General features: G+C 34.4%; 19 protein-coding genes and 3 pseudogenes. 13 read left to right on the top strand and 9 right to left on the bottom strand.

All coding sequences use genetic code 11. The features are described from left to right. Positions 1-68: 68 nt before the first annotated feature. Positions 69-704 carry a membrane protein gene (locus ACQH2O_RS01670; RefSeq protein ID WP_010962341.1) on the top strand — a complete coding sequence of 212 codons (636 nt, stop codon included), beginning with the start codon at positions 69-71 and terminating at the stop codon, positions 702-704. Between the two features lie 429 nt (positions 705-1,133). Here the strand turns inward: ACQH2O_RS01670 and ACQH2O_RS01665 are convergent. Continuing rightward, positions 1,134-2,222, bottom strand: a pseudogene (locus ACQH2O_RS01665) (IS3 family transposase). Between the two features lie 136 nt (positions 2,223-2,358). Here ACQH2O_RS01665 and ACQH2O_RS01660 point away from each other — a divergent pair. Further along, positions 2,359-3,066, top strand: a complete 708-nt coding sequence (locus ACQH2O_RS01660; RefSeq protein WP_006279877.1) for a pyridoxine 5'-phosphate synthase — start codon at positions 2,359-2,361, stop codon at positions 3,064-3,066. Here the strand turns inward: ACQH2O_RS01660 and ACQH2O_RS01655 are convergent. From ACQH2O_RS01655 to rplM, 3 genes are all read right to left on the bottom strand, one after another. Continuing rightward, entirely contained in the window at positions 3,059-3,370 is a 312-nt protein-coding gene (locus ACQH2O_RS01655; RefSeq protein ID WP_010082594.1) for an HU family DNA-binding protein, read from the bottom strand. The genes ACQH2O_RS01660 and ACQH2O_RS01655 overlap by 8 nt on opposite strands. A 146-nt stretch (positions 3,371-3,516) precedes the next feature. Beyond that, entirely contained in the window at positions 3,517-3,972 is a 456-nt protein-coding gene (rpsI, locus tag ACQH2O_RS01650) for a 30S ribosomal protein S9 (RefSeq protein ID WP_006279875.1), read from the bottom strand. 10 nt (positions 3,973-3,982) lie between these two features. After that, positions 3,983-4,441 (bottom strand): 50S ribosomal protein L13, encoded by a 459-nt coding sequence (gene rplM / locus ACQH2O_RS01645; protein WP_010082596.1) that lies wholly within the window; start codon positions 4,439-4,441, stop codon positions 3,983-3,985. Positions 4,442-4,570: 129 nt separating this feature from the next. Here rplM and ACQH2O_RS01640 point away from each other — a divergent pair, with 129 nt between their 5' ends. From ACQH2O_RS01640 to ACQH2O_RS01600, 9 genes are all read left to right on the top strand, one after another. Beyond that, complete coding sequence (locus ACQH2O_RS01640; protein ID WP_010082597.1) at positions 4,571-5,794, top strand: TolC family protein; 1,224 nt, start codon at positions 4,571-4,573, stop codon at positions 5,792-5,794. 19 nt (positions 5,795-5,813) lie between these two features. Next, positions 5,814-6,389, top strand: a complete 576-nt coding sequence (locus tag ACQH2O_RS01635) for a PopZ family protein (RefSeq protein ID WP_010082598.1) — start codon at positions 5,814-5,816, stop codon at positions 6,387-6,389. Positions 6,390-6,465: 76 nt separating this feature from the next. Then, on the top strand, positions 6,466-7,044 hold the full coding sequence (locus tag ACQH2O_RS01630; protein WP_010962344.1) for an RlmE family RNA methyltransferase: 579 nt from the start codon (positions 6,466-6,468) through the stop codon (positions 7,042-7,044). 1,207 nt (positions 7,045-8,251) lie between these two features. Continuing rightward, the gene (locus ACQH2O_RS01625) at positions 8,252-10,654 is read left to right on the top strand and encodes an ankyrin repeat domain-containing protein (RefSeq protein ID WP_138265074.1); all 2,403 of its coding nucleotides are present in this window, start codon (positions 8,252-8,254) and stop codon (positions 10,652-10,654) included. A 148-nt stretch (positions 10,655-10,802) separates the two neighbouring features. Next, positions 10,803-11,114 carry an ECH_0659 family protein gene (locus ACQH2O_RS01620; RefSeq protein ID WP_425385235.1) on the top strand — a complete coding sequence of 104 codons (312 nt, stop codon included), beginning with the start codon at positions 10,803-10,805 and terminating at the stop codon, positions 11,112-11,114. Positions 11,115-11,250: 136 nt separating this feature from the next. Then, the gene (locus ACQH2O_RS01615; protein ID WP_095742630.1) at positions 11,251-11,799 is read left to right on the top strand and encodes a head-tail connector protein; all 549 of its coding nucleotides are present in this window, start codon (positions 11,251-11,253) and stop codon (positions 11,797-11,799) included. A gap of 306 nt (positions 11,800-12,105) precedes the next feature. Further along, positions 12,106-12,516 carry a hypothetical protein gene (locus ACQH2O_RS01610; RefSeq protein WP_010962350.1) on the top strand — a complete coding sequence of 137 codons (411 nt, stop codon included), beginning with the start codon at positions 12,106-12,108 and terminating at the stop codon, positions 12,514-12,516. After that, positions 12,491-12,880, top strand: coding sequence for a phage tail tube protein (locus ACQH2O_RS01605; RefSeq protein ID WP_010962351.1), 390 nt, complete (start codon positions 12,491-12,493; stop codon positions 12,878-12,880). Before ACQH2O_RS01610 ends, ACQH2O_RS01605 begins: the two co-directional genes overlap by 26 nt. Before the next feature lie 65 nt (positions 12,881-12,945). Then, complete coding sequence (locus ACQH2O_RS01600; protein WP_070356729.1) at positions 12,946-13,731, top strand: hypothetical protein; 786 nt, start codon at positions 12,946-12,948, stop codon at positions 13,729-13,731. A 463-nt stretch (positions 13,732-14,194) separates the two neighbouring features. Here ACQH2O_RS01600 and ACQH2O_RS01595 read toward each other — a convergent pair. The 3 genes and pseudogenes from ACQH2O_RS01595 to ACQH2O_RS01585 all read right to left on the bottom strand — a co-directional run bounded on the left by ACQH2O_RS01595 (position 14,195) and on the right by ACQH2O_RS01585 (position 17,487). Next, positions 14,195-15,274, bottom strand: a pseudogene (locus ACQH2O_RS01595) (IS3 family transposase). A gap of 162 nt (positions 15,275-15,436) precedes the next feature. Further along, positions 15,437-16,609: a porin gene (locus ACQH2O_RS01590; RefSeq protein ID WP_070356730.1), complete on the bottom strand. Its 1,173-nt coding sequence runs from the start codon at positions 16,607-16,609 to the stop codon at positions 15,437-15,439. Between the two features lie 62 nt (positions 16,610-16,671). Continuing rightward, entirely contained in the window at positions 16,672-17,487 is an 816-nt protein-coding gene (locus ACQH2O_RS01585; RefSeq protein WP_010962355.1) for a PAS domain-containing protein, read from the bottom strand. 233 nt (positions 17,488-17,720) lie between these two features. On the opposite strand from ACQH2O_RS01585, the gene ACQH2O_RS01580 reads away from it, so the two are divergent. After that, entirely contained in the window at positions 17,721-18,506 is a 786-nt protein-coding gene (locus ACQH2O_RS01580; protein ID WP_006280349.1) for an enoyl-ACP reductase FabI, read from the top strand. A gap of 16 nt (positions 18,507-18,522) precedes the next feature. Here ACQH2O_RS01580 and secD read toward each other — a convergent pair whose 3' ends face one another. Next, positions 18,523-19,965: a protein translocase subunit SecD gene (gene secD, locus ACQH2O_RS01575; protein ID WP_425385003.1), complete on the bottom strand. Its 1,443-nt coding sequence runs from the start codon at positions 19,963-19,965 to the stop codon at positions 18,523-18,525. Between secD and ACQH2O_RS01570 the strand changes: the two genes are divergently transcribed. Then, the gene (locus tag ACQH2O_RS01570) at positions 19,865-20,146 is read left to right on the top strand and encodes a hypothetical protein (protein WP_039964338.1); all 282 of its coding nucleotides are present in this window, start codon (positions 19,865-19,867) and stop codon (positions 20,144-20,146) included. The two genes, secD and ACQH2O_RS01570, sit on opposite strands and share 101 nt — an antisense overlap. Positions 20,147-20,192: 46 nt before the next feature. Here ACQH2O_RS01570 and ACQH2O_RS01565 read toward each other — a convergent pair. After that, positions 20,193-21,173 (bottom strand): annotated as a pseudogene (locus ACQH2O_RS01565) (IS3 family transposase). Positions 21,174-21,215 lie beyond the last annotated feature (42 nt).

Genomic DNA, 21,215 nt, shown 5'->3' with positions numbered 1-21,215 from the left:
AGTTATATCTTTTTTAATATAAAGGATATATACTTATGCATTATATATTTTTTTGTATGAGGAGTTATATGAAAATAAAGAGATTGTGCGTTTTGGCTGTGTTGCTTACTTCATCTCTAGCAGGTGCAGCTAGTAATAGTGCAAGTAAGTCAGAAGATAAGTACTATGCAGGTTTAAACTTTGGTGCTGGTTGGGGTGGTGGCTTTAAAATGAAACCTGGTGTTGTTCTTGGTTACCATTATGACCAAAACTCTAAATTTGAACTTGAGGTTCTCAGTAATATTAAGTCATTAAAGAGCATAGGAGCTAGCTTATTGGCAAACTACCGCTTCTATCCTGACCTTGATATTGATCCCGTTAAACTATATGTCAGCGGAGGTTTAGGAGGATATCTCCAAATAACACCTTTTGGCTTTGGTGTTAGTGATACAGTTGATGGTGATGGCAATAGTTCACAAGAAGAAAAAGAAAAGGAAGAAGAAACACAAGGTGCTCCAGAATCAGGTGGTGAAGCTGCTGGTTCATCTGTAGTAGATAAAATACTGAGTTCTATTTCCTATAAACTAAAGTTAGGTGTTGATTATGAAATTACTCCGCAGATAATTGGTGCAGTTGGTATGACCATGGGTGGGCAACTAAGTGGTATAAAAGCAAAACAAATACCAGATGCAACTCTAGAGATAGGGGTACGTTATAATTTTTAATGCTGCTACTTAGTTCATAAAGGTAGAGACGATGTTGAGGATGAAATAAACAGCATTAAAAAAAATCCGAAAACGTATTTTCGAATATGGTTTTGAACGCTAGCTATAGATTAGAAAAATAACAAGAAAAAGGGTAAACATACTGTAATTGCTGTTGAATGATGGAGTCCATTATTTTAGCACGAAGTAACGAATTCAGTAGAATAAGTTCTTCAAAAATAATTTAAACTTTTATTAGTAGGAGCAGTCTCATGGAATATTATAGCGATCTCACTAAAAGAAACTTTTATAAGTATCGTTGATGAGAAAGGAAAAATTGTTAAGGAAGAAGTTGTTGCAAGAGAAAGTAAGGCAATAGCTGAATTTTTTCTTGGTCAAGGCAAAAATGACCTTACCCAGAAAAAGTGGAGAGAAAGTGTGGAATGTTTTTTACAAAAAGAATGATGCATCAAATTGTTCTGGAATGCAATAGTTAATAGTGACGTTGTTTGTTATAAAAAATTTCTATGTATTCAAATATTGCAGTTCTAGTTTGTTGAGCAGAGTGTTGTGAAGTATCAATAAGTATTTCTCTTTTCAATGTGAGCTAAAGAAGCTTTCTGCAACAGAATTGTCGTAACAACAGCCTTTATTACTCATCTATATTCTTTACAGCTAAGAGATATTGATACCCTTGCGCAGTATATTGTGAACCTTGGTCACTGTGCAGCAGTAGATTTTTAACAGGTTTACGCCTATTAATGGCCATTAATAAAGAGTTCATAACCAATTGTTTATTTATTGCACTACTCATTAACTACCATACGTGAGAATTATTGCTGCCAAATATAGCCATCCCTCCTTGGTTTTGATGTAAGTAATCCCATACTTTATTTGGTTGATCAACAATAAAGTTTTGATCTAGTATATTGGGAGCTACAGCTCTATTATCTGTTTGTTGTTTTTTAATTTTAAACTTTCTTCTCAGTATAGCCCTGATGTCATTTTTCTGCATAATACTTTGCACCGTTTTCAAATTGCAACTTTTACCCAAAGCCTTCAATTCAGCATGAATTTTAGGAGCTCCATATCTACATTTAGAAACTTGATATATTTTTTGAATAGCTTCGAGTAGCTCTTTATTTGCTGATTCTCTACTGCTTATTTTTCTTGTGGTCCACTTATAGTAGCCACTAGCAGAAAATCCTACATAATTCCTGTACTTTATAGCAGTTACTATATAAAAAAATATTTTACTCTTTTTGACTGGCCAGGGCTTTTTTTTAAATGTCTCTTTCCCTTGTTACTCTTGCTTTGTAAATCAAATCTCTCTTTGTCGTAAGGAGCCATGTTACCTCTACCTGGAAATGCATCTGCTGCCGACTTTTTTTCGTTGTGTTTCTTTATCCATTTTCCTAATAAACCACCCTTTATTCCTAAATCCTTTGCTGTTTTTGTAATTGTTTGACCTACCTTTCTTTGTTCATTTGCCAGCTTAACAGCTTCCAATTTGAACTCTGCCGTATATTCTCTTGCCATTTCTAATCCTCCAAAATTTTATTTTACCCAAAAAAACTCTTTTCTTTCTCTCCACTTTTTCTGGATAAGGTCAAACAATGACTATGCAAAAAACCTAATAACATGTATAATCTATAAATAATTTCTGAGGTAGATTGTGAAACTAGGTGTTAATATCGATCACGTTGCAACCCTCCGCAACGCACGTGGAACTTCTTATCCAGATCCATTGAAAGCAGCAGAAATAGCCATTGACGCTGGAGCAGACTTTATTACTGTACACTTACGAGAAGATAGAAGGCATATTAGAGATGAAGACGTATTTAACCTAAAAAAAAGCATTAGCACTGAGCTAAATCTTGAAATTGCAGCCACGGAAGAAATGCTTGAAATAGCAAAAAAGGTAAAACCCTATTCGATTAGTATAGTACCAGAAAAAAGAGAAGAATTAACAACCGAAGGTGGCCTGGATATCGTGAATATGCACAGTAAACTTTCTAGTATAATAGAGGAAATGCATAGCTCTAGCATAAAAGTCTCACTGTTTATCGATCCAAATATTGATCAACTAAAATATCTTGAAAAGCTAGGGACAAAACCTGACATAATAGAAATTCACACAGGGGATTACTGTGATAATCCATCAGAAAAAAAGTTACAGTTAATTACTAATGCTGCAGAGTACGTCAATAAATTAGGAATAGAATGCCACGCAGGACATGGCATAACTTATAAACACGCTAAGAAGATGACAAGAATACCTCACATCTCAGCTCTTAACATAGGCCACTATTTAATTAGCGAAGCTGTATTTTACGGCTTACACAGCGTAGTAAAAACAATGAAAATGACAATGTCTAACTAACTGCTGCTTTTTCCTTCTCATTTAAAATACTTAAAAGAGTTTGGCTTGCTTTAAATTTTACCCTTGTCTTTTTAGGAACAGTCATGATCTGACCACTTTGGGGGTTACGACATTGTTTTTCCTGACTGATAGCAGTAGAAAACGTTCCTATTCCATGCAAACGTATTTCACCTTTCCCATGCAGCTCATTCTTTATTATTTTAATAAACGCATCATGAATCTTGCTCAAATCAGATTTTGTTATATCTATATTCTGACTAGAACAATCTTCCTTTAATTGTTTTATTATATCTTCTTTACTCATAAATTACCTTAATATTGAAAAAATCACATAAATAGCATATTATGTTGACACCGATAGTCAACTAAATTCATCACAAAAATAGAGGATATCATACATTTTTGCAAATATTTGTATAATACTTACAAAAAAACACCCCTATAAAATAACTATCTCTTAGAAAATTGACACTTTTTCCGAGCTTTATGTTGACCATATTTCTTACGTTCAACAACACGTGAATCTCTAGTTAAGAACTCACCATTACGTAGTATAGAATGCAAATCTTGGCTTACACTACTTAAAGCTCTGCTTATTCCATGAGCTAGAGCACCTGCTTGACCAGATAGCCCTCCACCTTTTACAGTTGCAAATACATCGTATTTATCCAATGTGGAAGTTGCAACAAATGGCATTTTTACTATTTGGCACACTGACTCTCTTTTAAAATAAGAAATTAGATCGCCTTTTTTGTTAACACTAAATTTTCCACTCCCCGGCTTTATCCATACTCTTGCTACAGATTCTTTTCTTCGGCCTGTAGCATATAAACGACCAAGCGAATCAACTGCTGATTTAATTGTCTTTTCTGACCAATCATTGTTATTTATTGTAGAACTCTTCATTTTTACTCCATTACTTTTTATTTTTACGATTCAAAGAGGCAAAATCTATCTTTTCAGGTTGCTGTCCTTGATGCTTATGCTCTGAACCAGAATAAACATACAAATTTTCAAAGCGTCTACGTGCCATAGGCCCATCATCAAGCATCCTTTTCACTGCCATTTCTATTACACGCTCAGGAAATTTGCCATTTAAAATATTATCTGGAGTAGTTTTCTTCAAACCACCAGAATAACCTGTATGCTTATAGTAAATTTTATCTTTAAGCTTCTTTCCGGTGAAATGCACCTTTTCTGCGTTGATAATAATTACATTATCGCCACAATCCATATGAGGTGTATACTCAGGTTTATGCTTTCCACGTAATAGTGTCGCTACAAATGCTGCAAGCCTCCCTACCACTAATCCTTCTGCATCTATGACAAACCACTTTTTATTGATTTGTTTCTCCTTTAAGAAAAAAGTCTTCATTATTTGATCCAACAATAGTAAGCTATGATATACTTAATTTCTCAATAGTGTCAACAATATTAGTTATTGATTATTAAAGTAATTTATGTTAGTAATTGAGCTGCGCAACCAATATGCATAGGAATTAGAATGTTTCGATTGATTATCACACTTGCGATCATTTTTAATACTATAAGTTGCTATGCAACCGATGTGGGAGAAGTGATAAGCAAAGCCATCAAAAATAGCTCAAAAATAAAGTCTCAATTTTACCAATATAAAAGCGCAGAAAAACACTATAAATCTTCTGGGTTAGCTGGATTTTTACCTGACATTAATTTGCAATACAATTTCGATAGTAACTTTAATCTTGATACATCTGAAAAAAAACTTACATTGCGCCAGAAATTAATCGATGGCGGTGGTACCTTTGCCACATTCAGTCGATCAAGCCATCTTCTCAAAGCAGAAAAGATGCGATTTCAGCAATTAAAACAAGAGCTTGCACTTAATGCTGTGAAAGCATATGTTAATGTTTTACAAAAGACAGAAATATTAAAGCTCAGAGAACATAAAGAACGCGTTTCTTTGGAACATTTGTCAGCTATGAAAAAACGCTTTTCCCTTGGAGAGGTAACCAATGCTGAAGTTTTGTTAGCAAAAGCAAAATTTTCGTCTTCTATATCCGAAAGAGTTGATGCTGAAGGTAAATTAAAGTTGGTAAATATTGCTTATTATCATTTGATTGGCGAAGATGCTGATGACCTTTCTGAAGCTAATGATAAACTACCTTCTGTTCCAGAGCTAAATGAATGTTTACAGTTAGCAAAAACCAATAATTTATCTCTAAAAGCAGCAGTTTATCAAAAAAGAGCAGCCGGAATGGAAGTGATTGCTGAAAGCTCCAAGTGGCTTCCTTCTTTAAATCTAAGTGCAAGCAAAAATTTTGGGGAGGATGGTATGAAGGTAGACAAACTATTAGAAAATGTTCATGTAGTTTTTACTCTTGATGTTCCAATCTTTAAGAGAGGAGTTAATGCTTTTGGTGTCAGTAAAGCTAAAATGGATGCAAAAAAATCTACCTACGATTATTATGAAACGGTAAAAAATATAGAACAAGCAGTTGTAAATGCTTGGAATAATGTGTTGACAGCAAAGGCCATTATCAAAGCAAGTCAAGAAGCGGAAAAAGCAGCAGCTCTAGCATTGGAAGGAGTTGAGCAAGAAGTAAACTTAAATTTAAAGAGTACATCTGACCTTTTGGACACTGAAGATGCATTATTTAAAGCACGTTCAGACTTAGTTGAAGCAAAAAGCAATTATGTGATTAGTGTTTACAACTTGCTTTTTATGATAAATAGTATAAACCTCTAAATTTAATGGTATTAGCACTATGCATGATGAACAAGGTAATCAATCTGTAAAAGATATCCTAGAAGATATAAAAAAAGCTATATCGGGTAAAAACGCGAGTAACGATAAAGCAGAAATAAAGGATGAAAATGATGATGTGCTATACCTTGAGGAAGAGTATCCAGAAGAAATAGAAGAAGATGGCAAAAAAGAAAATAATGAAAAAGAGGACATTGATAATGATGACCAAAGTGAGGAAATGGCTTGCAACAATAACCAATTTAATGGCCATAGCTACAATTCAGAAGAAAAAAAAGATATTTATTTGTACGATAATATCCAAATGAGTAATAACAAAGCGAGTAATAGCGGCTTACAAGCGCAAAATAACGATCATCTAATTTTAAAAGAGAATATGGAAGAGATCAAAGCGTTGCTTGGAAAAATGCAAAACGAATTACAGCATAAACAACAAAAAAAAGCGAACCTTACTGTTGAAGAATTAGTTACATCTCTTTTAAAACCTCAGCTCTCAGAATGGCTGAATAAATATCTACATGCACTGGTAAAAGAAGTAGTTGAAAAAGAGCTTAAAGATATAATCAATAATAAGTAGGGTATTAGCAATAAAAACTAGAGTAAAGACGGCTAGAGGCAGAAAACTATCTTCAACAAGGTGGCTACATCGTCATTTGAATGATCAGTATGTGCAAAAAACTAGCAAGGATGGTTATAGGTCACGCTCAGCATATAAGCTGGTAGAAATGGATAACAAATTTAAATTATTCCAAGAAGGGCAAAAAATTATTGATCTTGGTGCTTCTCCTGGTGGATGGTCACAAGTTGCATCTCAGAAAGGTGCAAATGTGGTTGCTCTTGACATAAAACCAATGAACGCAATTAATGGAGTAGAGTTTATACAATGTGATATTATCAATGAGTTTGAAATTTTAAGAGAAAAATTCAAGGATCAAAAATTTGATGTAATTTTATCTGACATGGCGCCCGAATCTTGTGGTTTAAAATCGTTGGATCATATCAGAATTATGCTTTTATGCGAAGCAGCGCTCAATTTTGCAAAGCATTTCTTGAGTCATGGTGGCACGTTTGTAGTAAAAATTTTCCAAGGAGAATCTGACAAAGATTTTTGTAACGAGCTAAAAAAAATGTTTAAAACAGTAAAATACTTTAAACCAAAGTCAAGTAGATCTGAATCTACAGAAATGTATTTGGTAAGTTTAGGCTTTATTGGCAGCAAACCTTCTATATAATATTAATCTAGGTAGTCCGCAGAAACAAAAAACTTGCTTGACAAACCTCGCCAGCCCCCTTATCATGAAACTGAAGCTATTGTATTTGCTTTCGCCAATCTGCAGATTAAAAGGTAAGGATTACTTAATGTATCGGCGTCTTATGTTCAATTTTTTGCAGTATATAGATACTGTATGTCTTTACAAAACTTCATCTACATCTAGATTTTTATCTAAATAAGCTGAACGCGCTTATAAAGCGTTACAAGACATCAAAAAATGCCAATACTCGACAGAGATAGTAAAAGACTAGCTAACTCGGGGATTCTTTGTCTTTTTTTCTGCTTGGTAAATTTCTTAAACATTTGCAGCATAGGTGAGTTGCAATTAAAAGCAGCTAAATCTTGCTTGTCAAGCGTTTAAAACATAAAAAACGCCAATATTTTAAAGCAGATAATAACCCCAGGGCTTCTTTTGCCTTTTTTTTCATTTGGTAAATTTCTTAAATATTTATAGCTAAACGACAATCGTCATCCCAGCGGGATCTGGAGATACCGCGGCGGTATGACGGTTCGCGACGGCATGACGATAAGGTTTATATCTTGTCATCCCAGTGCTTGACACTGGGATCCAGGAATTTTATTAAGTTGGTGAGCATAAAAATAGCTGTTTTACGTTAAAATACAATGTTTTGATGATTATGGAAAGGCTGGATTCCAGTGTCAAGCACTGGAATGACACCATAGGGGCACTGCCATCATAAAGGAACCAGTGTCGGCTACTCGGATGACATCATAGGGGCGCTGGGATGACACCCTGACAATCGTCATCCCGCTACTTGTTAGCGGGATCTGGAGATACCGTGACGGTATGATGAGGGAGAACAGTTAGCGGATGAGATACCGCGAATGAATCGCGGTATAAAGGTTCGCGGTGGTATAGTAACTCGTCATCCCGCTACTTGTTAGCGGGATCTGGAGATACCGTGACGGTATGATGAGGGAGAACAGTTAGCGGATGAGATACCGCGAATGAATCGTGGTATGACGGTTCGCGGTGGCATGATGTAGGACTGCTGTGACACCATTATAGAATGAACCAGTGTCAGCTACTTGCATAGAAAATGTTTATGACTAATTTTTAGATCAAACATGGAATTTCGACAAACTTAACTTTTTTGTGAGATGGTTCAGCAATAATAAATAAATTGAGAGGAAAGGTTACGGCAATGGAAAAGAAAAAGTTTTTTGAAATAATAAATGAGGTAAGCAAGAGTGAAGGTTTAAATGAGAATAATTTACTTGAAAGAATAGGGAATAAGCTAAAAGATGCAGACTCAATAGTATATAGCACTTATAACAATTTGAAGATAGATAAGATGTTCAGTATATTAGATTCAGACAAAATTGTAAATTATATGTTGGTACATCTTGCTGTGGAATGTAACAGTGTACCAATAGTAAAACTCCTACTAGCAAAGGAAGCAAAAGTTAATGAACCAATATATGAACTTGATGAAGCTAAGTCTAAGCTAACTGCTTTGCACATTGCTGCTTTGCATGGTCATCAAGAGATAGTTCAGCTTTTATTGAATAATGACGCAAATCCTTTACTAAAAGATAGTCAAGGCCGAACTCCAAGGGATATTGTCGGCGATGTAGAAGGTAAAAAGGCTATAATAAAAATGTTAGAGGAAGGAGAACAACGTTATGCTGAGACAAGAGCTACGAGAAGACAACCTTATAGACAAGGCACTTTACTGCAGCCTAATAATAAAACTCCAGGAAATTTAGCTTTGAACGGAAATAACGTAACTGCTGCAGTACAAGCATGGGGTGCAAAACATCAGGAAGAGAATAGTAGAATTACACCAAACAACAAAAAAGTCTATGTACAAGATGAGGATGAACAGACTTCTTCAAACTCAATCGTTAATGAAAACAATACAGACAAAGTAGATGATACATTAGAAAAAGAACAGGCTATAAGAGAAAGAGATGCTATGGCGCAAAAGTTGCAAGAGGCAGAACAAAGACTTGCCAATAATCAGAAGCGCATAGAACATAATGACTTGCACAGTCAACATCCAGAGCAGTATACTACATATAATGGGGAACAGACCTTTTTAAATAAAAGTAATAGTGGCGATAGTGGAATATATTTTGATGCAGATGAATCTGAAGCTTTAGGCCAATCTATATTAGAAAATGGAGAAGATATTAATGCACAAGATAAAGATGGCGTGACCCATTTACATTGGGCTATTGCAGATAACAATAAAGAATCAGTGGAACTTTTGGTAAAATGTGGAGCAAAAGTTGATGTACAGGATAAAGATGGACTGACCCCTTTACATTATGCTGCTGCATATGGTTGTGTAGAGATTGCAGAATATCTAGTAGAAGGTGGAGCAAATGTTAATGCACAAGATAAAGTTGAGCATACTCCCTTATATTATGCTCTTGCAAATGACAATAAAAAATTAGCAAAGCTTTTGATAAAGCATGGAGCAGATCGCTCATTGATAAAGGATGAAGACCTAATAGATAGACTAAACAGTATGTGTGATCAGCCATCTGAGGTTGTACCTAGTACCTTTTCTCATTCCAAAACACACAACGCAACGGAAACTCCAGAAAAAGCAGAAAAGGTTGAAAAACGTAAAGCTAAGTTAAAAGAATTACGTACTCAGCTAAAGGATGAGCAGAAAAAGAATGAATTGCTAAAACAAAAAATACAAGATCTAGAAAGTAAAAACACAACGCTTAATAGTGAATTAGAAAAAACAAAAACTAAAACAGACGAAGTACCATTAGAAAAAGCGCAAAAGGAACTAACAGAATTGAAAAGTTATATCACTGGACATGGAGCTAGGCTGGACACACTGGAGAAACTCAATGAAGAGAATGAATCACTAAGACAAGAAATAAAAAATCTAAAAAATGAAAACACAACACTTAAGGGTGAATTAGAAAAAACAAAAACTAAAAAAAACGAAGTACCATTAGAAAAAGCGCAAAAGGAACTAACAGAATTGAGAAATTGTGTCACTGAACATGAGACTAAATTGGAAGTACTGGAGAAACTCAATGAAGAGAATGAATCACTAGAACAAAAAATACAAGATCTAGAAAGTAAAAATACAACACTTAATAGCGAATTAGAAGAAAACGAAAATAAGCATTCTAAAACAAAAGTGTTGTTAGAAAAAGCGCAAAAGGAACTAGCAGAATCAAAAAGTTGCATAGTTGGACATGAGACTAAGTTGAAAGAATTCAATAAAGAGAATGAATCACTAACACAAAAAATAAGAAGTCTGGAGAATGAAAACACACCACTTGATGGTGAACTGGGCAAAACTAAAACAAATGAAGTGTCACTAGAAAAAGTAGGAAAAAGACAATTTTCCCCAAAAGTTGCCTATGCGAGCCTTGCAGCTATGTTAGCAGTAGGTGCTGCTCTTAGTATTGCTTCCGGATTGTCTGCTCTATTAATAGTTGCAGCTTCTGTGGTATCTGCACTGATAGCTGGTGGCATTACATACACAATATCAAAACCCATCGCTGAACCAAAACCTACCACTGAATTGAAAGAAGTGAATATTCAAGATTCAGCACAACGGTGTTTGTAAAATTTAATTTGTACACTTGCTATAGATTCCAGCGCGTGACGCTGGAATGTAGTAAAAAGTATTTGTAAGTTACACAGTAGTGTGAATTTTTTACTTCGGTAGTTTTTCATTGTCATTATAATCATAATAATAGTTGAGTTTAATTGATATGAAAACTTTTACGAAAAATTTTAAAAATAACGAAAAAAAGCTAGAGGAGTTTAATAAGGAAATTGAAGATATAACAACTATAGCTCAAGATAAATTTGCACATGAACTTGAAAATATCGCATATGACAGTGTGCAAAAATTTCGCAGTCTGCTTGCTAAAGAGTTAAACTCCACCTTCAATAATATTCATTCTCAAAATGTCAATCTACTAAAATCCAACCTAGTTGAATATGCTATAAGTTCAAATTTTATCAACAAAAAAGGAGAAACAGCTTTAATACGTTCTCTTCTTAATATATTCATACGATAAAGCACTCAGAGTTGTTGCTGCGCCAATTTAACTTAATGTTGCATGCAAGCTGCATAGCTAAAGTAAGTAAGATTTGCCCCACGCTGTCACGAGGTAAACCTTACTTATTCTAGCTATATCAAAAAGGAGGGTTATTATGTCAATAAGATCTACTTCACCAAGAATATCTGTGCAACGTAAATCTAAGCCTGAATCTTTTCCAGTTACTTTAGAAGAGGTTAAATCTTTTTTACGCATTGAGAACGACCAGGATGATAAGTTGATTTCAGATCTAATTTTTATGGCAACTGATTACGCTGAATGGCATATGGAAAAGTCACTGGTGAAACAAACATGGCAAGTTTCATATGAAGATTATGTACCTCGTAGGATCTATTTAAGCTATGGCCCTGTGAGTAAGATAGTATTGGCTACTGCAATGATGTCTAAAAATCAAGAGAAGAGTACACTTAAGTATTATTTTAGTGATGTAGGGGGCTATGTTGAGTTTTTCAATTGTTTGAATGCAATAAGAGTTGATGTTGTATACGAAGCTGGTTATGACAATGTTCCTGAGCAGATAAAACTAGGTATTATGCGGCATGTTTCTGCTCTTTACAAAAATCGTGAATCGGAGGTAAGTAGCCATTTATCTGAAGTGAAGAAGGTATATTCTCCATTTCGCGAACCAAAGGTTGTTTTGTAGCTCTTTCTGGTCATTCAAACTGGGCTACTACGTCATACCGTTACGGATAGATCTCGCTAACAAGCAGCGGGATGACGAGGTATAAACCTTATCGTCATACCGCCGCGGTATCTCAGCCGCTAACACGTAGCGGAATGACAGCAGTCCTACGTCATACCGTCACGGATAGATCCCGCTAACAAGTAGCGGGATGACGAGGTATAAACCTTATCGTCATACCGCGATTCATTCGCGGTATCTCTTAACATAGATCCCGCTAACAAGCAGCGGGATGACGAGTTTCTATATATCTTTCGAGGGTTAATTATGAAAAAAATTCAAGCTATAAACGAGTTGTACAGTAGCATTTATGAAGCACTAAAAGCAAACTCTGATTTAAGGAAATATGTTACTAACATTTATGACTACTTACCTAAACAGGTCACCATTCCTTACCTGAGATTGTGTGTAGTGAATTATAATAACCTGCATATGCTGTCCAATTTTGCTACAAAGGCAAGATTTTCATGCGACATATATACTTATCATATAGACAGTATGTTTGCCATTATAAGGCATATTAACTTGATACTTAAGAGCATTGAAGGTTTTAATAATGAGGCCATTTTAGAAAGTAATTGTGCTATGGATCAGCACGATGAAATTTTACATTCAACAATTAATTTTGATATTTTAATAAAAGGAGGTGATAATGAGCAAATTACAGCTAAAAATTAAAGATCATGACAATAATTTTATTGTGTTAAATAATATAAGAAACCTAAGGTTTACTTTGCGTAATAACAGAGAAGAGGTGAAAGATATTTCTTCTTTTGGCTGGAGGAAAGTGCTCGATTGTGCTGGAAGCAGACACATTACGATAAAAATTAATGGAATTTTAGACTCTGTATTAGCTGATGAATTATTACGTAATTCTGCTATGCTAAACTCTAATAATGATTATGAAATTAGTTTTAATGCTAAGGAAAAGATAAGGCTTAGGTGTTCAGTTGAATTGTATGAGAGGTATTATGATCCTGTTACTTTTGACAGCTTTACTGTAGTTTTAAATAGTGCTGAAGTTGTAAACGCTTTTCATTAATGTTAATTTAATTTTTTCATATACAATAATAACTGGTGAGAATTTTAACTAAATTAAAAAAAATCATGAATGACGAAAACCTTTTCGAGGAAGACGGTGATAATATTGAAGAAAATAACGATGATAAAAGAGAGAGAAGTTTAGAAAATGAAAATCAGCAAAATCAAGAAGAACAACACAAAGAGGAAGATAAGCAATACATAATACAGTATATTCAAGACTATTTGAAAGTTTTTGAGGATATTCTAAATCAGATCGACGAAGGAATTGATAATTCGGATAGTTACGAAAGGACTATGCAAATAAAGCGAAGCATAGACAGGCTCATAGAGACTTTATATAGTCAGGCTGCGTCCGAAGATATTGATGCAGAATTTGAAACTACCAAACACACTCGCGATAAATCAGAATCTATGAAAAGAGTTAGAGAGAAGAGAAGAAAGCAAGTGATAGAAGAAGTATTAAGTAGCATGTTTGCCCAGCAACAAAAGGAGCTAATGAACGCTAAACACTTAAGTCATGGACATGAAACAGCAAAAGATGGGGATGTCCACGAAGCAAAGGAAAAAGTGAAGTCTTCAATCAGGGGAGTGTTGTTTTCGGTGATTGCTCATAGGATGGATCCAAGAAGGAGGGCAGGGGAAACTGCTGACGGTAACGAAAAGCAAGCTCATATATATGGCAGGGAAGCAGTTGGTGGAGCTTTAGGTGCATTGTTAAAAACGTTTTTAACAGCAGTTATTGCCGTTGTGCGTGAAATTGCTAAGCCACTTCAGAAACCGGAAACATCTTTTGCAAAACAAGTTGAAGAAAGCAGAAACGCAGATTCACAAAAGGGTCGATCTGTGTAGATTTCTCCTTGTAATAATCTTTCGATTCTACTGTCTGTTAATTCAAATTAGGGTTATAAAATTTTAGAAGCCAGCTCTTATATAACCAATTTATAGCAAGAAATTACGATACAAAAATCAGCGTCCGTTAGAAAATAAACATAACACAGGGTGATAGAGTTGCCCCTATCCATAAGCGTCAGTTAAGCTCAAAATTGTAAGCTTAAAATATGGTTGAATAATTATTAATAATAGTATATAATTATTAACGTTTTTCAGGCATTTTTGTTATGGGTGCGCCAAGTAAGCGTTTAGAATACAGTTGGTGAAAATCCAACTTAGGCAAAGTCTAGCCAACAGCCTAGAACAGACCATTATGCTGCGTGAGGTAACGAGCGTAGTAAAGCTAATGGAATGGACAATATAGGGTGCAATGAAAAATGACCTTACCCAGAAAAAGTGGAGAGAAAGTGTGGAATGTTTTTTACAAAAAGAATGATGCATCAAATTGTTCTGGAATGCAATAGTTAATAGTGACGTTGTTTGTTATAAAAAATTTCTATGTATTCAAATATTGCAGTTCTAGTTTGTTGAGCAGAGTGTTGTGAAGTATCAATAAGTATTTCTCTTTTCAATGTGAGCTAAAGAAGCTTTCTGCAACAGAATTGTCGTAACAACAGCCTTTATTACTCATCTATATTCTTTACAGCTAAGAGATATTGATACCCTTGCGCAGTATATTGTGAACCTTGGTCACTGTGCAGCAGTAGATTTTTAACAGGTTTACGCCTATTAATGGCCATTAATAAAGAGTTCATAACCAATTGTTTATTTATTGCACTACTCATTAACTACCATACGTGAGAATTATTGCTGCCAAATATAGCCATCCCTCCTTGGTTTTGATGTAAGTAATCCCATACTTTATTTGGTTGATCAACAATAAAGTTTTGATCTAGTATATTGGGAGCTACAGCTCTATTATCTGTTTGTTGTTTTTTAATTTTAAACTTTCTTCTCAGTATAGCCCTGATGTCATTTTTCTGCATAATACTTTGCACCGTTTTCAAATTGCAACTTTTACCCAAAGCCTTCAATTCAGCATGAATTTTAGGAGCTCCATATCTACATTTAGAAACTTGATATATTTTTTGAATAGCTTCGAGTAGCTCTTTATTTGCTGATTCTCTACTGCTTATTTTTCTTGTGGTCCACTTATAGTAGCCACTAGCAGAAAATCCTACATAATTCCTGTACTTTATAGCAGTTACTATATAAAAAAATATTTTACTCTTTTTGACTGGCCAGGGCTTTTTTTTAAATGTCTCTTTCCCTTGTTACTCTTGCTTTGTAAATCAAACCTCTCTTTGTCATAAGGTGCTACATCTGGAAATGCATTTGCCGCTGACTTTTTTTCGTTGTGTTTCTTTATCCATTTTCCTAATAAACCACCCTTTATTCCTAAATCTCTTGCTATTTTTGTAATTGTTTGACCTACCTTTCTTTGTTCATTTGCCAGCTTAACAGCTTCCAATTTGAATTCTGCCGTATATTCTCTTACCATTTCTAATCCTCCAAAATTTTATTTTACCCAAAAAAACTCTTTTCTTTCTCTCCACTTTTTCTGGGTAAGGTCAGTTTACTGGCCTCTCCATGAGTGAGATTGAAAAATTAAGTGTGAACGGTTACCTTGGATGACAGAAAAGAGTGTTGGAAGGAGGCAATATTAAAAACTTAATTTCAGTCCAGCCAAGAGCACATAACCAGAGTTGTTATTTTCTATTTTAGGTTCTTTGGTACTAAATTTTACAATATCGAAATAGTATGAAGTACCTAAAAAAAGAGAATTTTCAAGGCTTAAAGCATATGATGTTAACTCGTTTGTACCTTCGCCTGCAATATCCCTACCACTACTAAAATATGTTAAGCTTGATTTGTAAGAATCAGAATGGTAAGCGATACCTGCATTCATATAATACGTATTATTTATTTCAGGATTACGCCTCTCACCAGATTCACCACCATTACCATACGAAAAAATGCAATCAAGATCGAACAATTTTAGCTTCAAACCAAAATTCCAGTGCAGTAATTGATTGCGACATTCATAATTTTTAGAAGTTCCATCTGAGCAACCAGTTAAATTTTCTCTTGCAAATTCACCAGTCAAAGCAGTAGTAAAACCTATATCATTTGACAAGCTGTTTTTATAGGAAAGGCCAGCAGCAATTAAATTGCTGTACTGTAAGTTATTTTTTCCTGGAACATAACTGAATCCGAGTTGAAAGTTATAGATTTCAGGGGAGATGTAGTTAATTGATGATTGTTTTAACCCTAGTTCGAGTTCATTATAATCGCTATAAATATTGGGCTTGACCCAGAACACCTTGTCTTGATTATATCCAGGGTCACCATCTTTTTTATGATCACCGCGCAAATTTGCATAGTTTGTCCAATGACCATTTACTCCTCCAGCAGCTGCATAAATTTTTGAAGTGTTAATTAACATGCTCTGACCAACTAAACTTCTTTTACCATATTCAATTGATCCAAGTTCCTGGTTTTTTATGATAAAATACCATTCCTCCATGTCTAACTTTTCTATGTCTAACGCTTTTAGGTTTGCAATACCAGAAACCCCTGCCTTAACATTAACCCCCATTTGAGTATTTGGATAAACTTGCTGTAAATAAAGAAAGCGCAAGTATGAATAACTTGAAGTTTTATCCTTAGGCTTAGCATTGAAAGAATCTCTGTTGAAGGCGTAGCCGAATCTCAAATCTATTTTTCCGTCTAGTTCTGCATAAAATATTTCCTTATCCAAAATTGTTTTAGAGCTAGCACTATTCTGCAAAAACAATGATGAAAGCAGTGCTACCAGGTAGTACTTTAACTTCATAAATAAACTTAAATCTTTATAAAAATTTAAGTTTAAACTCAATATAAATAAAAAACAACTTTTCAGAAGGCACCGCTGGTAGATTTTGCTGCCTGTTTTTGAGCTATATTCCCATAAATTATTGATACACTTGGTAATTTTCGCTTTAATAACTGCTTATTAATGGCAGAATGTATACGATTAATTATTTTAGATATACTTTTTACATCGCAGTTAATCAAAACAAAAAGCACTTTATTCTCATCAATATACCCTAGAAAATCATCACTACGGCAATTTTTATAAAAATGTTCTATGATAACTTTCAGTGCATTATTTGTCTCACTACAGCTACTATTTAAGCCAATCACTCCTATAGCTGCATTAATTTGATGTTGAAAGGCAAAATTTAATATAACGTATAACTCTAGAATAGTGGACTCATTGCCCGGTATATCGAATAAGTCATGGTTTTTATATTTTTTACCCATTAGATATTTATCTCTAAAGATTCCTAGTTTATGGGACAAACTGATATCACGTATTAATAGCTCATAATTTATTTTATTACTGGCAAATTGTGCAGTGCGGAAAACTTTTACTTTTGTCCTGATATCTTCTCCCTTAGCATCAATTAAGGAAAAATCTATCACTTTAGGTAGTATATCAAGTAAATCGTGTCCATTTTCGGTATACTCTAAATAATTCTTCACGTTGTCAGCTGCTCTTGTGCTTAAGATATTAATTAATGGCTTATTAAGCAAATTCTTCTCTTCATATTTTAACAAATCCCTTGCAACTTGATTGAGCCCTAAAATTAACACGTTTTTTTTCTTATTATCCTGACAAACAGATACCACAGCATCATCTTTTCTTCTTGCAGTTATGAAATCATCCATACTTTCATTCTATACAGCGTATTTATAAGTATAATAAGATTATATTAAGATTTACTTACTTATTAATATGCTTAATTGGGTATAGGCAGAATGTCATATGGAATGGCTTTGTTGTAGAAGAATCAAGATTACTGTTTATAGACTTCAAGTTACTGCAAAAAATATTTTAAAACATAGTGATATCTTGACTTTACCTAGTTAATATTCCAAATTATAAAAAAACAGATAGTTCTATGACGACAAGTCTATTACAAGGCAAAAAGGGATTAATAACCGGAATAATAAATAAGAGATCAATAGCATACGGTATAGCAAAAACTCTCTCAGAGCACGGAGCAGAACTTGCAATCACCTACCAGAATGAAATAATAAAAGAAAAACTATCACCAATAGCAGATGAACTAAATGTGGAGCTAATATTACACTGCGACGTTTCAAATGAAAAAATCATAGATAACGCTTTCGAAATAATAGAGAAAAAATGGGGTACTCTTGACTTTTTGGTGCATGCAATAGCATTCTCCGATAAAAATGAGTTAGATGGTAAATATGTCAATACTTCACTGGATAACTTCCTCAATGCAATGCATATATCGTGCTATTCTTTTACTGCTTTAGCGCAAAGGGCTGAAAAAATGATGTCAAATGGTGGTAGTTTACTTACTTTATCTTATTATGGCGCTGAAAAAGTTATGCCAAATTATAACGTTATGGGTTTATGTAAAGCGGCACTTGAAGCAAGTGTAAAATATATAGCATGTGATCTCGGGCCACAAAATATCAGAGTAAATGCAATTTCCGCTGGTCCAATCAGAACTTTAGCATCTTCTGGAATAAGCGATTTTCACTCCATATCAGAATGGAATAGAAATAACTCTCCGCTCAGACGCAATGTTACAATAGAGGATGTTGGCAAGGCAGCGTTATACTTATTAAGCGACTTAAGTAGTGGCACTACTGGAGAAATTTTGCACGTTGATTCAGGATATAACGTTGTGGGAATGAAGGTGGTTGACTGAGATCTAAATCCTTAATTCAAAGCGCTAGTTCCTTCGGGTTCATACACAACTCTATCAGGAGTTTTGTGACTGTGATTGCAGAAAACATCGAACATAAAATTCCTATTGATAGAGTGACAGAAAAGCCTCTTATTGCTCCACTGCCAATAATGAACATTATTCCTGCAGCAATTAATGTAGTGATATTTGAATCCAGTATTGTCTTTATAGCGTTTTTAAACCCTTCTTCAATAGCACGTTCCACTCTCTTGCCAGATTTGATTTCCTCACGAATTCGCTCAAATATTAAAACATTTGCATCCACCGCCATACCAACAGTAAGTGCAATACCGGCAATTCCAGGTAAAGTTAGAGTTGCTTCAAGCAGAGTGAGAATTGATAATATAAGAACTACATTAGAAAAAAGTGCAACAGAGGCCAATACACCTAATTTGCCGTAAGTGATGATTATAAATAAAGCCACGGCTATAATAGAGATTGTTGCTGCCATTTCCCCTGCCTTTATTGATTCTTCTCCAAGACTTGGGCCAATGTTTTTTTCTTCAATTATTTTAAGTGGTGCTGGCAGTGCTCCAGATTTTAAAAGTATTGCAAGTTCGCTTGCTTGTTTTTCAGTGAAATTACCGCTAATTTCTCCCTCTCCATTTAAAATTGGCTCACGTATTGTAGGTACTGTTAAAACTGTGTTATCCAGAACAATTGCAAAAGGCTTTCCTACATTTTCTTTAGTGATTTTCGCGAATCTTTTACTCGCTATACTGTCAAATTTAAAATGCACTGTCGGTTTACCTAAATTGCCGAATCTAACTGATGCGTTAACCAGCGAATCACCACCTATTTCAGTTTTGCGGAATATTGGATAAGAATTACCTAAAGAATCCTTGAGCATGACAGTGGTTTCATGGTCTATATCCTGCACCTTGGCTATGTTAGTGTTTGCCAAATGAAAAGCTAGCTTAGCAGTTTTGCCAAGCAGAGATTTTATCTGCTTGGTATCTTCTACTCCAGGCACCTGCACTAATATTTTATTCTGCCCTTGTTTTTGAACGCTGACTTCCTTTGTGCCAAGTTTGTCCAAACGGCGCTGGACATTGTTTATTGATTCTGCAGCTACTTCACTGATCAAAGAATTTTTATAATGTGGTTTATACGAAATGAGAATCGAAGAATCTTTTCTATTTAGCTCTAAATTTGGATTTATCGCATTAATCAACACAGATGCTTTTTTATAATCATCAATACTATTTAAAGTTATAACGCTATTTTGTACGTTAGATTCAATATTTTTTGTTAGCAATGTCTCTTTTATTTCGTTAGCTAGCATGCTTAGCTTTTCCTTAAAATAGAAGTCTAAGTCTATGTTTAAAAGCAAAGATGCCCCTCCTTTCAGGTCAAGGCCTAAGTTTATTCTTTTTTTCGAAATAAAAAGCTTATTATCAAAGAAATTTGGCAGTGTTATGTATAAAGCAAATAAACAGATGCATAATACTGAAAAAGATTTGACTATAAGTCTGTTATACATAAGTTGTAGGTTTAAAATTGTAATAATTGATTGTAAGTTAAAAATAGATTTTTGTAAAATTCTCTATTTGACCTTACCCAGAAAAAGTAGAGAGAAAGTTAAGACGTTTTTATCATGAGAATAAATTGTGCAGGAATGCAATAGTTAATAGTAGAATGTCTACGTTATTTGTTATAAAAGATTTCTATGTATTCAAATATGGCAGTTCTGGTTTGTTGAGCGAGAAGTATCAATAAGCAGCTCCCTTTTAAGTGAACTTTTCTGCAACAGAGTTATCGTAACAACAGCCCTTATGGCTCATGCTGGAAATGATGTTTTTTGTATTCAATAGAAATTGGTAATTTTGAGAGGTATACTGTGACCCTTGATCGCTATGTAACAGCAGATTTTTATCGGGTTTGCGTTTATCAACGGCCATCAATAAAGAATCTATAACTAATTATCATGTTACTCATTAACCACCATGCGTGAATATAGGTCAATTATTGCCGCCAACAACCTTCTTTAGTTTTTATGTAGGTAATCCCAAACTTTATTTGGCTGATCAGTAGTAAAATTTTGATCCAATGTGTTCGGAGCCACAACTCGGTTGCTTATTTGCTGTTTTTTATTTTTGAACCTTCGTCTAAACTTGGCTTTAATGCCATTTTCTTGCATAACACTTTGTACTGTTTTAATTTTTGCCTAAAGCTTTTAATTCAGCGTGAATTTTAGGGGCTCCATATCTGCATTTAGAAGCTTGATGTATTTTTTGAATATCTGCTAGAAGCCCTTCTTTTGCTAATTCTTTACTGCTTTTTTCCTTAGCAACCCATACCACCAGTACAAAACCCTACATAGTTCCTGTGTTTTATAGCAATTTCTATATAAAAGAATACTTTACTCTTTTTCTTTGCCCAGGGCTTTTTTTAAGATGTCTCTTTCTCTTATTAGCTCTTTTTTTAGATCAAATCTTTCTTTGTCATAAGGAGCCTTTGCCTGGAAATGCGTATGCTACAGACATTTTTCCATTATATTTTCTTACTTAACATACTGCCATCTATACCTAGATCTTTTGCTATTTTTGTACTTGCTTGACCTGTTTCTTTAACCAGCTTAACAGCTTCTAATTTGAATTCTGCTGTATATTCTCTTCTATTTGTCATATTTTGAAAAAACGTTTTATTTTACTCCAAAAACGTTTTAAC

The sequence above is a fragment of the Wolbachia endosymbiont (group B) of Schoenobius gigantella genome (genome assembly GCF_964031005.1).
GTDB classification, from domain to species: Bacteria; Pseudomonadota; Alphaproteobacteria; order Rickettsiales; family Anaplasmataceae; genus Wolbachia; species Wolbachia pipientis.
The sequence above is the reverse complement of the archived record's forward strand: the minus strand, read 5'-3'. Positions and strand labels throughout refer to the sequence as shown.

Excerpts from the sequence above, each read along its gene's own strand:
- ACQH2O_RS01580 (WP_006280349.1), top strand. The coding sequence starts at position 17,721 with ATGACGACAAGTCTATTACAAGGCAAAAAGGGATTAATAACCGGAATA.
- rpsI (WP_006279875.1), bottom strand. The coding sequence starts at position 3,972 with ATGAAGAGTTCTACAATAAATAACAATGATTGGTCAGAAAAGACAATT.
- ACQH2O_RS01570 (WP_039964338.1), top strand. The coding sequence starts at position 19,865 with ATGTTTAAAAGCAAAGATGCCCCTCCTTTCAGGTCAAGGCCTAAGTTT.
- ACQH2O_RS01640 (WP_010082597.1), top strand. The coding sequence starts at position 4,571 with ATGTTTCGATTGATTATCACACTTGCGATCATTTTTAATACTATAAGT.
- ACQH2O_RS01670 (WP_010962341.1), top strand. The coding sequence starts at position 69 with ATGAAAATAAAGAGATTGTGCGTTTTGGCTGTGTTGCTTACTTCATCT.
- ACQH2O_RS01590 (WP_070356730.1), bottom strand. The coding sequence starts at position 16,609 with ATGAAGTTAAAGTACTACCTGGTAGCACTGCTTTCATCATTGTTTTTG.
- ACQH2O_RS01605 (WP_010962351.1), top strand. The coding sequence starts at position 12,491 with ATGAGCAAATTACAGCTAAAAATTAAAGATCATGACAATAATTTTATT.
- ACQH2O_RS01635 (WP_010082598.1), top strand. The coding sequence starts at position 5,814 with ATGCATGATGAACAAGGTAATCAATCTGTAAAAGATATCCTAGAAGAT.
- ACQH2O_RS01625 (WP_138265074.1), top strand. The coding sequence starts at position 8,252 with ATGGAAAAGAAAAAGTTTTTTGAAATAATAAATGAGGTAAGCAAGAGT.
- rplM (WP_010082596.1), bottom strand. The coding sequence starts at position 4,441 with ATGAAGACTTTTTTCTTAAAGGAGAAACAAATCAATAAAAAGTGGTTT.
- ACQH2O_RS01655 (WP_010082594.1), bottom strand. The coding sequence starts at position 3,370 with ATGAGTAAAGAAGATATAATAAAACAATTAAAGGAAGATTGTTCTAGT.
- ACQH2O_RS01600 (WP_070356729.1), top strand. The coding sequence starts at position 12,946 with ATGAATGACGAAAACCTTTTCGAGGAAGACGGTGATAATATTGAAGAA.
- ACQH2O_RS01620 (WP_425385235.1), top strand. The coding sequence starts at position 10,803 with ATGAAAACTTTTACGAAAAATTTTAAAAATAACGAAAAAAAGCTAGAG.
- ACQH2O_RS01615 (WP_095742630.1), top strand. The coding sequence starts at position 11,251 with ATGTCAATAAGATCTACTTCACCAAGAATATCTGTGCAACGTAAATCT.
- ACQH2O_RS01585 (WP_010962355.1), bottom strand. The coding sequence starts at position 17,487 with ATGGATGATTTCATAACTGCAAGAAGAAAAGATGATGCTGTGGTATCT.
- ACQH2O_RS01610 (WP_010962350.1), top strand. The coding sequence starts at position 12,106 with ATGAAAAAAATTCAAGCTATAAACGAGTTGTACAGTAGCATTTATGAA.